Here is a 15,266-nt window from a genome sequence, read left to right on the forward strand (position 1 = left end):
TGGATCGCTTTTGTGACAATCGCACATACTTTTATGCCTAGTAATCCGGCGTTGGCACGTCTATTGACAGTCATAAAAGAGCGGCACGCAAGGCTTGTGCCCCAAAAAAGTATCGATCGGGTTTTTCCATGGCAGGCATTGAACAAAAAATAGTGGCTACAGACGAGGCGGGCATGCGTCTCGATCGCTGGTTTAAAGTCCATTTGCCGGGATTGGCTTTCGGTCACCTGCAAAAGCTGCTGCGTTCCGGGCAGGTCCGCGTTGATGGCGGTCGTGCAAAGTCAGACACACGCTTGCAAGCCGGCCAGTCAGTCCGTATTCCGCCCATTGGTGTAGAAGAAACACCAACTGGTCCAATGACGGCTCGCACCATCCGCAGTCAGGATGACGGTGACGTTCTCAAACAGATGCTGATCTATGAGGACGAGAAGGTCTATGTTTTCAACAAGCCTGCCAGTCTGGCAGTGCAAGGCGGTTCTGGCCTCGTTCGCCATGTTGATGGCATGCTGGAAGCATGGCGCAATAAGCGTGGTGAAAAGCCGCGTCTGGTTCATCGTATCGACCGCGATACGTCGGGTTGTCTTGTTGTTGCAAAAACACGCGGTGCCGCGCAGGCTTTGACGGCCTCTTTTCGCGAGCGCACTACCAAGAAGACATACTGGGCCCTGGTGAAAGGTGTTCCGCGCAAGCGCGAAGACAAAATTTCAACCTGGCTTGTGAAAGAGCAGACACCTGATGGTGACAAGATGCGTGTTTGCCAGCATGGTGAGCCGGATTCTGATCACGCAGTATCTTATTATAGGATCATCGAAAAAAGTGGTAATAGCCTGACATGGCTTGAGATGGAGCCATATACCGGCCGTACCCACCAGCTTCGCGTTCATGCGGCCCATATTGGTAATCCGATCCTTGGCGATCCGAAATATTTTGAAGGTGACGACAACTGGGATTTCCCCGGCGGTATTCAGCGAAAGCTGCATTTGCATGCACGCCGTATCCGTATTCCCAATCCGGCTGGCGGCATCATTGACGTCACAGCACCACTGCCGCCGCACATGGTGCAAACGTGGAACCTGCTTGGATTCGACGAGACTGAAACGGAAGATTAAAAATGTCAGGCATGGCGGGAGGGGCGACTCAAGGTCGTGCTGCATTTGATGGGGTAGCCATCGCGCTTGTCATGTTCATCATGTTCACATGGGGGCTTAATCAGGTTGCCATCAAGATAGGCAATCGCGGTTTTAATCCCATGCTTATGGCAGCCGGACGCTCTGCGTTGGGCGGACTTTGTGTCTTCCTTTGGTGTTATTGGAAGCACATTCCGCTTTTCAGGCGCGACGGAACATTAAAGCCCGGCATTCTGGCTGGGCTTTTGTTCGGTGTTGAGTTTGTTCTGATCTTTTTGGCGATGGAACTGACCAGCGTTGGTCGCGTCGCGCTTTTGATGAATGTTATGCCGTTTTGGGTGGCAATTGGCAGTCATTTTCTGTTGGGCGAACGCATGTCGATGCGCGCCTTTATCGGCATGTGTGTGGCATTCTTCGGTGTCGTCATCGTGTTTGCTGACAATAGCAGCAGACCCGGACCTTACGCGCTCTATGGTGATATCTTGGCTTTGATATCCGGCGTGTTATGGGGCTTGACAACGATTGTTATCAAACGCTCGAAGCTGGCACTCGCTGTCCCTGAAAAGATATTGCTCTACCAGTTGGCGGTTGCCGCACTGGTGCCTTTGCCGTTTATGTCGCTGAGTGGGCCGTTAATCCGCGAGCCTGATATGCTTTCGGTCTTGTCATTTCTGTTTCAGTCAATGTTCGTAGTTGCGGTCACATATCCTTTGTGGTTCTGGATGGTTCGCCGCTATCCGGTTTCCAAATTGTCGAACTTTGCATTTCTCACACCCGCTTTCGGTGTGCTGCTGAGTGGCTTGCTGCTCAATGAGCAAATGGGCTGGAAAATCTTTGCAGCGCTGGCTCTGATCGGACTTGGGCTCATTATTATCAACCGACCAGCAAAAGCCGGAGCAGCTTCATGAAAATCGTTCTCTTTGATTGCGACGGCACGCTTGTCGATAGTGGCGACACTATCCATCATTGTATGGCTGCAAGTTTTGAAGATGCTGGACTGACGCCGCCGGAAATTGAGCAGACCCATTCGATCATCGGTCTTTCATTGCCGATTGCCATTGCACAATTGCTTGGTCGCGAAGTTGATGAACAGGTGCATTGGCTAACACAGCGTTACAAAGAAAATTTTGTAAAATATCGTCAGAACCCTGATTTTGCAGAGCCACTTTATGACGGTATTCTGCCACTTCTGAATGAACTTGGCGGTCGCGATGATCTGTTACTGGGCATAGTCACAGGCAAGTCGCAGCGTGGCGTGCGTTCGATTTTTGAACGTCATGGCATCGGCCATCATTTCGTGACCGTACGCACGGCCGATGATTGTCCGTCCAAACCGCATCCGGCTATGGTGCTTGAATCCTGCGCTGAAATAGGGATAGAACCAGAGCGAACCATCGTGATTGGCGATGCGATTTACGATATGCAAATGGCCCGTTCAGCGGGTGCGCGTGCCGCGGGTGTTTCGTGGGGCTATCATAAGCCTGACGCACTGAAAGATGCAGGCGCCCATCATGTTATGAACAAGCCCGAAGAGCTCCATGCGATTTTGCATGAAATGGATGCCTTCGCATCCTGACCGACAACAATTGGACATATAATATGCGCGACACACTGAGCGATCCCCAAGCCGAAATGCCAATCTCGCAAACTGACCCGGTAAAGCGCTCACAAGAACTGATGCGCACACCTTTGCCAAAGCGTTTTTATGAAAAGGCAGAAGTCGCTGAAACTGAGGGTGGTTTCACCGTGCATCTGGACGGTCGCCCGGTTAAAACGCCAGCGCGTGCTGTTTTGCTTTTACCAACAGCACAAGCCGCTGAAATCATCGCCGAAGAATTTCGTGCGCAGGTAGAAGTGATCGACCCTTCCAAAATGCCTGCAACACGGTTGGTGAACACCGCAATCGACGGCATTGCGCAAGACCCGCAGGCTGTGTTTGAAGATATTCTGCGTTTCGCAGGCACGGATATGATCTGCTATCGCGCCGCAAGCCCGAAAGAACTGGTTGCTCGCCAGACAGAGCAATGGGATCCGCTGATTGATTGGGCGGAGAGCCTTGGCGCTCGTTTTGCGCTAGCCGAAGGCGTGATGCATGTCGAACAGTCTCGCGAAGCGATCTCAGCTTTCGGTGTTCATCTGACCGAATTCAAAAATCCAATAGCGCTTGCTTCGCTCCACACCATGACAACGCTGACTGGCTCATCGTTGATCGCGCTTGCAATTGCTAAGGGCGAAATCTCTGTTGAAGACGGCTGGAAGCGTGCACATCTTGATGAAGACTGGACGGTCGAGCATTGGGGTGAAGACGCTGAGGCACAGGCGCGCCGCAAGACGCGTCACGGTGAAATGCTGGTTGCAGATCGCGTGCTCAAAGCGCTCTAGTTATTATTCATCTAATAAGCATAATAGATTGATAGAAATAGAAAACCCGGCTTTCGCCGGGTTTTCTTTCGCGTGCATTTTGCACGTCGTTCCCCTCGGTAACTGTCTTAACCGATGCAGGTCGTTTCCGACCTGCTCTAGTGGTTAAACCGAGTAGTACATGTCGAACTCGACTGGATGCGGCGTTGTTTCATAACGCAGCACTTCAGCCATTTTGAGTTCGATGAAGCTATCGATCTGATCGTCTTCAAACACGCCGCCAGCCTTGAGGAACTCGCGATCCTTGTCGAGCGACTGCAGGGCTTCACGAAGCGAACCGCAAACAGTCGGGATCTTCTTGAGTTCCTTTGCAGGCAGATCGTAAAGATCCTTGTCCATTGCCTGACCTGGATGGATCTTGTTCTTGATGCCATCAAGACCAGCCATCAGCAGCGCTGAGAAGCAGAGATATGGATTTGCTGATGGATCCGGGAAGCGAACTTCAAGACGCTTCGACTTCGGCGACGAGCCGAAAGGAATGCGGCAGGAAGCCGAACGGTTGCGAGCCGAGTAAGCCAGCAGAACTGGAGCTTCATAACCCGGAACCAGACGCTTGTAGGAGTTGGTCGATGGGTTTGTGAATGCGTTCACAGCCTTGGCGTGCTTGATAACGCCGCCGATGAAGAACAGGCAGTTTTCCGACAGACCAGCATATTCATTGCCAGCGAAAGTTGGCTTGCCATCTTTCCAGATCGAGAAGTGAACATGCATACCCGAGCCGTTGTCACCGAAAATTGGCTTTGGCATGAAGGTTGCGGTTTTGCCATAGGCATTAGCAACCTGATGCACGACATATTTCTGGATCTGCATCTTGTCGGCATTGCGTACCAGCGTGTCGAATTTCGTGCCCAGTTCGTGCTGTGCAGAGGCGACTTCGTGGTGATGCTTTTCAACGGTGATGCCCATTTCCGTCAGAACGGTGAGCATTTCTGAGCGCATGTCCTGAAGACTGTCCACTGGTGGAACCGGGAAATAGCCACCCTTAACACGTGGACGATGACCCATATTGCCGGTTTCGTAATCGGTATCGTCGTTCGACGGCAGTTCGGTCGAGTCGAGCTTGAAGCCGGTGTTGAATGGATCAACCTTGAACTTCACATCATCGAAGACGAAGAATTCAGCTTCGGGGCCAACATAAACGGTGTCGCCGATGTTGAGCGACTTCATGTAGGCTTCGGCCTTCTTTGCAGTCGTGCGTGGATCGCGGCCATAAGCTTCACCCGAAATCGGATCAAGAATGTCGCAGAGAATGACCAGCGTGGACTGCGCGAAGAATGGATCAATGTGCGCGGTTTCTGGATCTGGCATCAGAACCATGTCGGATTCGTTGATGGCCTTCCAGCCGCCAATCGAAGAGCCGTCAAACATAACGCCGTCTTCAAACATTTCTTCGTCGACGAGGCCAACATCCATCGTGACGTGATGCAGCTTGCCCTTAGGGTCTGTGAAGCGGAGGTCGACAAACTTGACGTCGTTGTCTTTGATCTGTTTCAGAATGTCATTGGCAGTCGTCATTTTGGTATCCTGTTTGCACGGCGGTGTTCGGTAGACTTGGGTCGATAGACTTCGGTCGTCAGTTTGATTTCGTTAAATCGCGTCCACGCCGGATTCGCCGGTACGGATACGAATAACTTCTTCGATATTGGAAACGAAAATCTTACCGTCGCCAATACGGCCTGTCTGGGCCGCTTTGCGAATAGCTTCAATAGCGCCATCAACGGTTTCGTCGGCGACGATGACTTCGACTTTCACCTTGGGAAGAAAATCGACGACATACTCCGCACCGCGATAAAGTTCAGTATGGCCTTTCTGACGGCCGAAACCCTTGGCTTCAATGACCGTAATACCCTGCAAACCGACTTCCTGAAGAGCTTCCTTCACTTCATCGAGTTTGAAAGGTTTAATAATGGCTTCGATCTTTTTCATCAGAGAATTGTCTCCGCTCTTGTTCGGAAATGGACATTGTGCCCGTTTCGCTGAAATAGAAGCATGAACTGTGCCAACTCAATTTTTATTGGTCGACTTTTTTAAATCCAGCGCCGTTTTGGGAGATTTTTCCCAAATTTCTGCATATAAGCCGTTAGGAAATAGGCTTTAGGTAAGGCTAGCGCATTTTTAAAAATTGCAAGAGTTCAACTTCTTTGCCGCAGACTGGCATTATTATTAGCATCTGCACAAGCTGCGCTGCGTGAAAGATTTTTAATACGGTTTCGATCTCGTTATCGGTGATTAAAAAATAGACATTATGCAGTAAATTTCATCAGACTTGCGCAAAGTCATTTGCCGCGTAATTAATCACATTCATCGTAGAGGAGAATAGCGGCCATGTTTGAACTGCTAACGCCGGAGCAAATGTCACGTGCAGATGCGATGACAGTTAATAGCGGTACGCGTGATGGTTTTTCTCTTATGCTTGCTGCTGGCCATGCCGTTGCCGAGTTGGCTCGGAATATGTTTCCCGCACAAGGACCAATCGCAATTCTATGCGGACCGGGAAACAATGGCGGTGACGGTTATGTAGCGGCGCAATTTCTTGCCGAGGCTGGGCGCGATGTCATCTGTTTTGGCACGAAACAGCCAGCTCAAGGAAGCGATGCCATGCGCGCGCTGCTTTTTTATAAGGGCGAAGTTCGTCGTTTAAGCGCGTTGGTGCCAGAAGATTTCGTCGGTATTGTCGATGCACTTTATGGTGCGGGGCTGTCGCGTCGCGTAGATGGCGTTGAGGCGCGTGTTATTGAAACCGTCAATTCGTCGGATGTTCCAGTTCTCTCAGTCGATTTGCCGAGCGGGATTTCAGGTTTAAACGGGCAGGTACTTGGTACTGCCGTCAACGCACGCGCAACCGTGACCTTCTTTCGCAAAAAGCCTGGGCATCTTTTGCAGCCCGGGCGAGCGTATTGCGGTGTGGTGCACGTAGCAGACATTGGCATTTTAGATAGTGTGCTCGAAAAGATTGCGCCAAATACATTTGAAAACGCGCCTGAACTTTGGCGCAAGCAATTGCCCGCACTTTCAATCAACGCGCATAAATATAGTCGTGGTCACGCCGTTGTTTTTTCTGGCCCAGCACATTCAACCGGAGCAGCGCGGCTCTCCGCAATGGCTGCTGCACGGAGTGGTGCAGGGGCGGTTACCCTTCTATCGCCACCTGACGCGGTTGCAACAAATGCGGCTCATCTGACGAGCATAATGGTGCGCGAGACGCGCAGCATCAAAGATGTCGAAGCGTTTTTGATTGATCGTAAGGTTGCGGCCTGCGTTCTCGGCCCGGGATATGGCAGCGCTGCTTTTGCCCGTGACCATGCTTTGATGTTGCTGTCAGCCGCCAATAATCGCGCAGAACATTTAAAGGGATTGGTAGTTGATGCGGACGGCATAACCGCTTTCGAGGATAAGCGAGACCAGCTTTTCAATGCGAAACGCAGTGTTCATACGGCGCTCGTACTTACTCCGCATGAAGGCGAGTTTCGGCGATTATTTCCTGATATCGCTGCCGATAACGAAACATCAAAGCCAGATAGGGCACGCCAAGCAGCCAACCGTGCCAATGCTGTGGTGATTTATAAGGGACCAGATACAGTCATCGCAGCACCGGATGGGCGCGCCGCGATCAATGCTAATGGCACGCCACTCTTGGCGACTGCCGGATCAGGGGATGTGCTTGCTGGCATCATATGCGGATTGCTCTCACAGGGAATGCCAGCTTTCGAAGCTGCATGTGCTGCTGTCTGGGTGCATGCCGATGCTGCACGTCGCTTCGGCCATGGCCTTATTGCGGACGACTTACCGCTACAATTGCCTGCTGTCTGGAGCGCTCTCGAACGATCAGCGTCCTGAAATGCGGCTGTTGCCGCTACCGACGTCGACGGTGACACTGCCGGAAACCGACACATCAGTATTTCCGACACGGAAGTTTTTCCACGTTCCGCCTTGCTGATTATCAGGCTCGGGAGCAGGCGGTGGCGCTGATACAATCGGCGTTTGCGGCTTCACTCCGGGTAGGCCAGTTGGCCTCGGTTCATTTGCAAAAGCAAATGCTGATATTGTTGTCGAGAAAACAGCGGTAAGCATAAGTATTCTCTTCATAATAATACTCCCTTACACTTTATCTGCAACGGCTTCTAAAAGCTGATCCGCCATTTCGAGCGTAAACTCATCGTAATGCGAGATCACACGGCTCGGTTCATAATGCTGAACTGGCAGGTCAGTATAGCCAAAATCGACCGCCACGACAGGAATGCCTGCTGCCTTGGCCGTATCAATATCAGTACGGCTATCACCAACCATAATAGCGAGATCGCGATTGCCGCATGCAAGAGCGATGGTTTCCGTCAAATGACGAGGATCAGGCTTGCGGAATGCAAATGTATCCGCGCCGCAAATGGCAGCGAAACGATGCGCTTCACCCATTGCCTTCAGCAGCTTTACTGCCAGCGCTTCAAACTTATTGGTACAAACTGCCAGCGTATAGCCATTAGCAGTGAAGCGATCCATGGCTTCTAGCACGCCCGGATAGAATGATGAATGACCCGGCATATGCGCACTATAATGCTCGCGAAACTCTTCAACGAGTTCATCAAGCTTTACATCATCGACTTGTTTTTGCTGCGCTGCAAAAGCACGCTCAATCATGACGCGTCCACCTTGACCGACAAAGCGGCGAAGTGCGTCATTATCTGCTGTCTTCAAACCGGAAATTGACAGGCAATGATTTAAGCTATCCAGAAGGTCCGGTGCAGTTTCAACCAACGTTCCGTCGAGATCGAACACAATGATTGGTTTGGAATTGGCAGCGGACATAATGTTTCCTTCTGGAATTGATCTTCTCATTGCTAGTATGGCGAACCCGAAATTCGTATCGCTTTGAAGCAGTTCTCGGAGCGAATTTCGGGTTCTAAGCCATACTAGTAACTTTTGAATCTAGTGTGGTTTACGGATTTGAAGTTCCTAAACGTGAATGCAATACAAATGATAGGAACTTCAAATCCACCACACAAGTTGATCTTTCAGATAGGCTCAAGTTTGTGTCTTCTCAAGACAAAGCTGAAACAAGAGTTCATCGCAAAAATAACGATAAATTGTATTGAGAGCTTTGTTGCGTTGCGCACCCATGCTAGAGGCGTTGCCGGAGGCGGATTAAGAATCCGCGGGAAACTCAGGAACTCTAGCATGGATGAAGCACGCAAGCTGAAAATCGCCGCCGCTGCCGAGGCACTCACGCATGTCAAAGACGGAATGCGTTTGGGAATTGGAACTGGCTCTACCGCAGAAGAATTTGTGCGTCTGCTGGCGGAAAAGGTGAAGAGCGGTTTTAAGGTTATTGGTGTGCCAACATCTGAGCGCACCGCAGAACTCTGTGCGGAACTTGGTATTGCGCTGACGACGCTTGAAGAAACGCCACATCTTGATCTGACCATTGACGGCGCTGATGAAGTTGATCCGAACCTCTCGGTTATCAAGGGCGGCGGCGGTGCTTTGCTTCGCGAGAAAATAGTAGCGACTGCATCTGATTCGATGATCGTTATTGCCGACGGATCGAAAGTCGTTGAAACACTCGGCCGTTTTCCTCTGCCAATCGAAGTCAATCGCTTTGGCCTTAAAGCGACTTTGCTCGGTATTGAGGCCGCTGCATCGCAATGCGGTCTTGCAGGTCCGCTCGTCCTGCGGTTAAAAGATGGCGCACCATTTGTAACGGATGGTGGACATTATATCGTGGATGCATCTTTTGGCCGCATTCCCGATCCAAAGATTCTCTCTGACGCTCTCTTCGCCATACCGGGTGTTGTTGAGCACGGACTTTTTATCGGACTGGCACGCGCCGCAATCATCGCTGGCGCTGACGGTATCCGAACCATGAACCGGTCTTGAGTGGCCGACACGAATTGTTTGAACGGAGTACCGACCATATGATCCCGGCAACTGGCTTCCGCCGTCTGATTGCACCGTTTTCTGCACTTGTCCTGATGTCAGGCATCCATGCGGCATCTGCGCAGGAAATTTCTGCATCGCATCTTGATGCTGCCCGCGCGGCAATCGCTTCGATTCAGGCAACTGAACAGTTCGACGAAATCCTGCCAAGCGCTGCACGCGCTCTCAAGGGTGAGCTGATCCAGAAGGATCCAAACCTTGAAGCCCTCATCACCAAGACCGTTGATGACAAGGCTATTGCTTTGGCTGCACGCCGCGCTGATCTCGAAACCGAATCTGCTCGCGCTTATGCGAATGCGTTCAGCGAAGACGAACTCAAGGCAATCGCTGCGTTCTATACATCTGATGCAGGCAAGAAGCTTCTTGCGGAAGGCCCAATCGTAACCCGTGAAGTCGTGAAAGCTGCAAATATCTGGCAGAACGGCATTGCGCGCGATCTGGCGACCTCTGTCGCAGAAGTTCTCGCAGCACAGGCTGGCGCTACCGCTGCTCCTGAGCAGCCAGCGCAGTAATTCCTAACAATCACGTAGAATTTAAAAGCCCGGCGACTTGGCCGGGCTTTTTCTTTTGCTTACATATATCTCACGCATCAGATTTGAATGGAGAGTCCCATGGCCGGTTATGATTATGATCTTTTTGTTATCGGCGGTGGCTCGGGCGGTGTACGGGCAGGGCGACTTGCCGGTGCCCTGGGCAAAAAGGTTGGTCTGGCCGAGGAATATCGCATGGGCGGAACCTGCGTTATTCGTGGCTGTGTTCCTAAAAAGCTTTTCGTATACGCCTCCCAATTTCCAGAGCATTTTGAAGATGCAGCTGGCTATGGCTGGGATGTCGGCAAATCAAACTTTGACTGGACCAAGCTTATTGAAGCCAAAGACAAAGAAATTGACCGGCTTGAAGGCCTTTATCGCAAGGGTCTGGAAAATTCGAAGGTCGAGATTTTTGCAAGCCGTGCAGAGCTTATCGACGCACACACGATTGAACTCAAAGCCGATGGTCGTCGCGTAACTGCGGATCAGATTCTGATTGCTACCGGTGGCCATGCCAGCGTGCACGAATCTTTACCGGGCGCGGAATATTGCATCACCTCAAATGAAGCCTTTCATCTTGAAGAACTGCCAAAAGCCATCGTGATCGCTGGCGGCGGCTATATTGCTGTTGAGTTTGCCAATATTTTCCATGGTCTTGGCGTTGAAACCACAATTGTTTATCGCGGCAAGGAAATCCTGTCGCGCTTCGATCATGATCTGCGTCATCTGCTGCATGAAACCATGGAAGCCAAAGGTATCCGCATCATTTGCGGCGCGGTGTTCGAGAGGGTTGAAAAACAGGCTGATGGCGAGCTGAAAGTTTCGCTGACCAATGGTGAAACGCTGAATGTCGGCCAGGTGATGATGGCCATTGGCCGCAAGCCAAACACCAAAGGCCTTGGTCTCGAAAAAGCTGGCGTTAAAACAGACGCGCTTGGCGCGATCGAAGTTGATGATTATTCGCGCACAAGCGTTTCAAACATCTGGGCCGTGGGTGATGTCATCAACCGCGTTCAGCTAACACCTGTAGCGATTCATGAAGCCATGTGCTTCCTAGAAACAGCCTTCAAGAACAATCCGACCAAGCCTGATCACGACCTGATCGCTACGGCAGTTTTCTCGCAGCCTGAAATCGGCACCGTTGGCTTGCCAGAAGATGAAGCTGCCAAGAAATATCCTGAACTGGAAATCTATCGCGCACTTTTCCGCCCGATGAAGAACACGCTTTCGGGCCGCAATGAAAAGATGCTGATGAAGCTCATCGTGGATGCTGAAAGCCGTAAGGTCGTCGGCGCGCATATTATGGGGCCAGATGCAGGTGAAATGGCACAGTTGCTGGGTATTTCACTGAAAGCCGACGCAACGAAAGACGACTTTGATCGCACCATGGCCGTGCATCCGACAGCAGCTGAAGAGCTGGTGACGATGTATAAGCCGACCTACCGCGTTGTGAACGGCAAGAAGGTCGAGAGCTGAACTTTCGTATCCTTCCAATCCTGTTAACGATTCTTGCTGGTATAAAGTGAGCGTCTGCATTATATCAACGCGATCACGCGTGCTGGTTTGCGTGCACAGACATTAAATTGTCTTGCTCAAGCGCATTCCAGCTTTCGTGCAAGGAGGAATAAATCCGAGAGAAATCGCGCGGATAATTAAACAGGTGTGAAATGACGAAGAACTGGACCCCGAATTCCTGGAGAAACAAACCGATCAAGCAAGTGCCGTTTTATCCAGACGCACAGGCTTTGACCGATGTTGAGGCTCGCCTTCGTACCTATCCACCGCTCGTTTTTGCAGGCGAAGCACGCAAGCTGAAAACACAGCTCGCAGCCGTTGCCGAAGGAAAAGCATTTCTGCTTCAGGGCGGCGATTGTGCGGAAAGTTTTGCTGAACATGGCGCGGATAATATTCGCGACTTTTTCCGCGTCTTTTTGCAGATGGCCGTTGTTTTGACTTTTGGTGCTTCGAAGCCGGTTGTTAAGGTTGGTCGTATTGCTGGTCAGTTCGCCAAGCCGCGTTCGTCCGATATGGAAACACTCAATGGCATTGAGTTGCCTTCATACCGTGGTGACATCATCAACGGCATCGATTTCGATGCGGCTTCGCGTATCCCTGATCCGCAGCGCCAAGATATGGCCTACCGCCAGTCTGCCGCTACGCTGAACCTGCTGCGTGCATTCGCGCAGGGCGGTTATGCGAACCTTGAGAACGTGCATCAGTGGATGCTCGGCTTTGTTGGCAAAAGCCCGCAGGCAGAGCGCTACGCAGCTCTCGCACAGCGTATTTCGGAAACCATGCACTTTATGCGTGCTATCGGGATTACTTCCGACAGCAATCACGCGCTGCGTGAAACCGATTTCTACACCAGTCATGAAGCCTTGCTGCTTGGCTATGAAGAAGCGCTGACACGCGTCGACTCGACCTCTGGCGACTGGTACGGCACTTCAGGTCACATGATCTGGATTGGCGACCGCACACGTCAGGCCGATCATGCGCATATCGAATATTGCCGTGGCATCAAGAACCCGCTCGGTCTGAAATGTGGTCCATCGTTGCAGCCGGATGATCTCATCCGTCTGATCGATCTTCTCAATCCTGAAAACGAAGCTGGTCGTCTGACGCTGATTGCTCGTTTCGGTTACGACAAGGTCGGCGATCATCTGCCACAGCTCATCCGTGCAGTTGAACGTGAAGGCCGTAAGGTCGTCTGGTCTTGTGATCCGATGCATGGCAACACGATCACTGCTGGCGGCTACAAGACGCGTCCGTTCGACCGTATCCTCAAGGAAGTGGAATCTTTCTTCGCGATCCATCGCGCCGAAGGTTCGCATCCGGGCGGTATCCATGTTGAAATGACCGGCAAGAACGTGACCGAATGCACGGGCGGCGCTCGAGCCATTTCGGCGGAAGATCTGCACGATCGTTACCACACGCATTGTGATCCACGCCTCAACGCCGATCAGGCGCTTGAGCTGGCATTCCTTCTTGCAGAGCTGCTCAAGAAGGAACGCGATGCCGGGACAGAAAAGCAGGCTGTTAACGGCTGATTGGGTAATCCCACTTTGAAATAATGGCAGGGCGGAGAATTCATTCTCCGCCCTGTTGCTTTTCGGATGAAGACACTTATTGATTTTCGCAAGACTTTTAGGGGGCATCCATGAAGCGGATTTTTCTGGCGTTTCTAAATTCAATGCGTGCTCTCAAGCACTTGGCGAAACACGAAAAGGCCGTTCAACAGGAACTGGTTCTTTTTTTGCTGTCGCTACCAGTTGCGTTCTTTGTTGCCCCAACTTGGCTGACATTTCTGCTGATGACAGGATCAATCCTGTTTCTTATTCTGGTCGAAGTGCTCAACACCGGCATTGAAGCGACCTGCGATGCCGTTTCACGCGATTTCCATAAGGAAATCCAGATTGCCAAGGATTGCGGTTCGCTGGCCGTTCTTATCGCCGTTATTTTTGTAGCCGTTACATGGGGCTACATTCTCGCCACAACCTATCTGATCTGACAAAGAACTGTCGTTCTTCCACGCAATCCGTTGCAATTAAATGCACAAGCGCGCTAAAGCTTGCGCATGATCAGCGTTAGCGAGAATCTCGATATGCTTCGTATTGCCGTTGCACAGCTCAATCCTGTAATGGGCGACATCGCCGGAAATCTTGCGAAGGCGCGTGCAGCGCGTGCACAAGCAGCTCAAATGAACGCCGATCTCGTGATGTTCACGGAGCTGTTCATTGCAGGCTATCCGCCAGAGGATCTGGTTCTCAAAACTGCCTTTGTTGCAGCATGCGAAAAAGCAGTCCGTGAACTTGCCAAAGACACAGCCGATGGCGGCCCCGGTGTGATTATCGGCACGCCTTTGCAGCGCGATAGTGGTTTGCACAATTCGATTGCAGTTTTGGATGGCGGCGAAATCATCGCTGAGCGTTTCAAAGTCGATCTGCCTAACTACGGCGAGTTTGATGAAAAACGCGTTTTCCAGCCCGGCCCGATGCCAGGACCAGTGAATTTTCGTGGTGTACGCATCGGTATTCCGATCTGCGAGGACATTTGGGGTGATCTGGGCGTTGCAGAAACGCTTGCTGAAAGCGGTGCAGAACTTTTGCTTGTGCCCAATGGTTCGCCTTATCATCGCGACAAGATCGAGCGCCGCTATCAGGTTGTTCTGAAACAGGTTATCGAAACTGAGCTGCCAATGCTCTATGCCAACCAGATGGGCGGGCAGGATGAACTTGTGTTCGATGGCGGCTCGTTTGCCTTTAATCCAGATAGCCACTTCCCTTGCTTGCAAATGCCGCAGTTTGCAGAAGCTATCACTCTGACTGTCTGGAAGCGCGAAACTGATGGTTGGCGCTGTGAAGACACTGAAAAGGCGAAGCTTCCCGAAGGTCTCGAAGCAGATTATGCAGCCTGCATGTTAGGCCTGCGTGATTATGTGAATAAGAATGGCTTCAAAGATGTTGTACTTGGCTTATCGGGCGGCATCGACTCGGCGATCTGTGCGGCTCTGGGTGTTGATGCACTTGGCAAAGATCGCGTGCGTTGCGTCATGTTGCCTTATCGCTATACTTCAGACGAATCGCTGAAAGACGCTGCTGATTGCGCAAAAGCGCTCGGCGTGCGTTATGATATTGTACCAATTGCAGAGCCTGTTGAAGGTTTCCTTTCTGCACTTAAGCCAATGTTTGAAGGCACCGAAAGCGGCGTTACCGAGGAAAATCTGCAAAGCCGTGCACGTGGCACTATTTTGATGGCTGTTTCCAATAAGTTTGGGTCGATGGTCGTGACCACCGGCAACAAGTCGGAAATGTCAGTTGGCTATGCAACGCTTTATGGCGATATGAATGGCGGCTTCAACCCCATCAAAGACGTCTATAAAATGCAGGTGTTCGCGCTGTCTGAATGGCGCAACAACAATGTTCCTGTGGGAAGTCTTGGGCCATCCGGCGAAGTGATCCCAACCAACATTATTACTAAAGCACCATCAGCCGAGTTGCGCGAAAACCAAACCGATCAGGATAGTCTTCCGCCTTATCCGGTGCTGGACGATATTCTCGAATGCCTCGTTGAAAACGAGATGAGTAATGCCGAGATTGTCGCGCGTGGCCACGCGCTTGAAACGGTGCAACGGATTGAGCATCTGCTCAATCTGGCCGAATATAAGCGCCGACAATCGGCCCCGGGTGTCAAAATTACCAAGAAGAATTTCGGGCGGGATCGTCGTTATCCAATAACGAACCGCTTCCGCGACCGCTGAAAG

Annotated in this window: 15 protein-coding genes; 11 read left to right on the plus strand and 4 right to left on the minus strand. The window is 51.4% G+C overall.

Annotated elements, in window-relative coordinates:
* Positions 1–128: 128 nt before the first annotated feature.
* The 4 genes from WH356_RS03000 to WH356_RS03015 are packed head-to-tail and all read left to right on the plus strand — an operon-like array spanning position 129 to position 3,509.
* Entirely contained in the window at positions 129–1,109 is a 981-nt protein-coding gene (locus tag WH356_RS03000; RefSeq protein WP_339508726.1) for an RluA family pseudouridine synthase, read from the plus strand.
* Positions 1,110–1,111: 2 nt separating this feature from the next.
* A complete protein-coding gene (locus WH356_RS03005) occupies positions 1,112–2,035 on the plus strand; it encodes a DMT family transporter (RefSeq protein ID WP_339508727.1) in 924 nt (307 codons plus the stop codon).
* Positions 2,032–2,703, plus strand: coding sequence for an HAD-IA family hydrolase (locus tag WH356_RS03010; protein WP_339508728.1), 672 nt, complete (start codon positions 2,032–2,034; stop codon positions 2,701–2,703). Before WH356_RS03005 ends, WH356_RS03010 begins: the two co-directional genes overlap by 4 nt.
* Positions 2,704–2,726: 23 nt before the next feature.
* The gene (locus tag WH356_RS03015) at positions 2,727–3,509 is read left to right on the plus strand and encodes an ATP12 family chaperone protein (RefSeq protein WP_339508729.1); all 783 of its coding nucleotides are present in this window, start codon (positions 2,727–2,729) and stop codon (positions 3,507–3,509) included.
* Between the two features lie 144 nt (positions 3,510–3,653).
* Here WH356_RS03015 and glnA read toward each other — a convergent pair whose 3' ends face one another.
* Together glnA and WH356_RS03025 are read right to left on the minus strand one after the other, a co-directional pair.
* Positions 3,654–5,063 (minus strand): type I glutamate--ammonia ligase, encoded by a 1,410-nt coding sequence (gene glnA, locus WH356_RS03020; RefSeq protein WP_339508730.1) that lies wholly within the window; start codon positions 5,061–5,063, stop codon positions 3,654–3,656.
* Positions 5,064–5,135: 72 nt separating this feature from the next.
* On the minus strand, positions 5,136–5,474 hold the full coding sequence (locus tag WH356_RS03025; protein ID WP_007874909.1) for a P-II family nitrogen regulator: 339 nt from the start codon (positions 5,472–5,474) through the stop codon (positions 5,136–5,138).
* Positions 5,475–5,873: 399 nt separating this feature from the next.
* On the opposite strand from WH356_RS03025, the gene WH356_RS03030 reads away from it, so the two are divergent.
* Positions 5,874–7,385 carry an NAD(P)H-hydrate dehydratase gene (locus WH356_RS03030; RefSeq protein WP_339508731.1) on the plus strand — a complete coding sequence of 504 codons (1,512 nt, stop codon included), beginning with the start codon at positions 5,874–5,876 and terminating at the stop codon, positions 7,383–7,385.
* On the opposite strand, the gene WH356_RS03035 is transcribed toward WH356_RS03030, so the two are convergent.
* A complete protein-coding gene (locus tag WH356_RS03035) occupies positions 7,374–7,634 on the minus strand; it encodes a hypothetical protein (RefSeq protein WP_339508732.1) in 261 nt (86 codons plus the stop codon). The genes WH356_RS03030 and WH356_RS03035 overlap by 12 nt on opposite strands.
* A 12-nt stretch (positions 7,635–7,646) precedes the next feature.
* On the minus strand, positions 7,647–8,348 hold the full coding sequence (locus WH356_RS03040; protein WP_339508733.1) for an HAD family hydrolase: 702 nt from the start codon (positions 8,346–8,348) through the stop codon (positions 7,647–7,649).
* Between the two features lie 369 nt (positions 8,349–8,717).
* Between WH356_RS03040 and rpiA the strand changes: the two genes are divergently transcribed.
* The 6 genes from rpiA to WH356_RS03070 all read left to right on the plus strand — a co-directional run bounded on the left by rpiA (position 8,718) and on the right by WH356_RS03070 (position 15,263).
* Positions 8,718–9,416: a ribose-5-phosphate isomerase RpiA gene (rpiA, locus tag WH356_RS03045; protein WP_339508734.1), complete on the plus strand. Its 699-nt coding sequence runs from the start codon at positions 8,718–8,720 to the stop codon at positions 9,414–9,416.
* Positions 9,417–9,454: 38 nt separating this feature from the next.
* Positions 9,455–9,988, plus strand: coding sequence for a DUF2059 domain-containing protein (locus tag WH356_RS03050; protein WP_339508735.1), 534 nt, complete (start codon positions 9,455–9,457; stop codon positions 9,986–9,988).
* 99 nt (positions 9,989–10,087) lie between these two features.
* Positions 10,088–11,482 carry a glutathione-disulfide reductase gene (gene gor / locus WH356_RS03055; RefSeq protein WP_339508736.1) on the plus strand — a complete coding sequence of 465 codons (1,395 nt, stop codon included), beginning with the start codon at positions 10,088–10,090 and terminating at the stop codon, positions 11,480–11,482.
* Between the two features lie 191 nt (positions 11,483–11,673).
* A complete protein-coding gene (locus WH356_RS03060) occupies positions 11,674–13,053 on the plus strand; it encodes a class II 3-deoxy-7-phosphoheptulonate synthase (protein WP_339508737.1) in 1,380 nt (459 codons plus the stop codon).
* A gap of 110 nt (positions 13,054–13,163) precedes the next feature.
* On the plus strand, positions 13,164–13,514 hold the full coding sequence (locus WH356_RS03065) for a diacylglycerol kinase (protein ID WP_339508738.1): 351 nt from the start codon (positions 13,164–13,166) through the stop codon (positions 13,512–13,514).
* A 66-nt stretch (positions 13,515–13,580) separates the two neighbouring features.
* Complete coding sequence (locus WH356_RS03070) at positions 13,581–15,263, plus strand: NAD+ synthase (protein WP_421565783.1); 1,683 nt, start codon at positions 13,581–13,583, stop codon at positions 15,261–15,263.
* The last annotated feature ends 3 nt before the right edge of the window (positions 15,264–15,266 follow it).

This window comes from Ochrobactrum sp. MYb379 (assembly GCF_037479515.1).
Classification (GTDB): Bacteria; Pseudomonadota; Alphaproteobacteria; order Rhizobiales; family Rhizobiaceae; genus Brucella.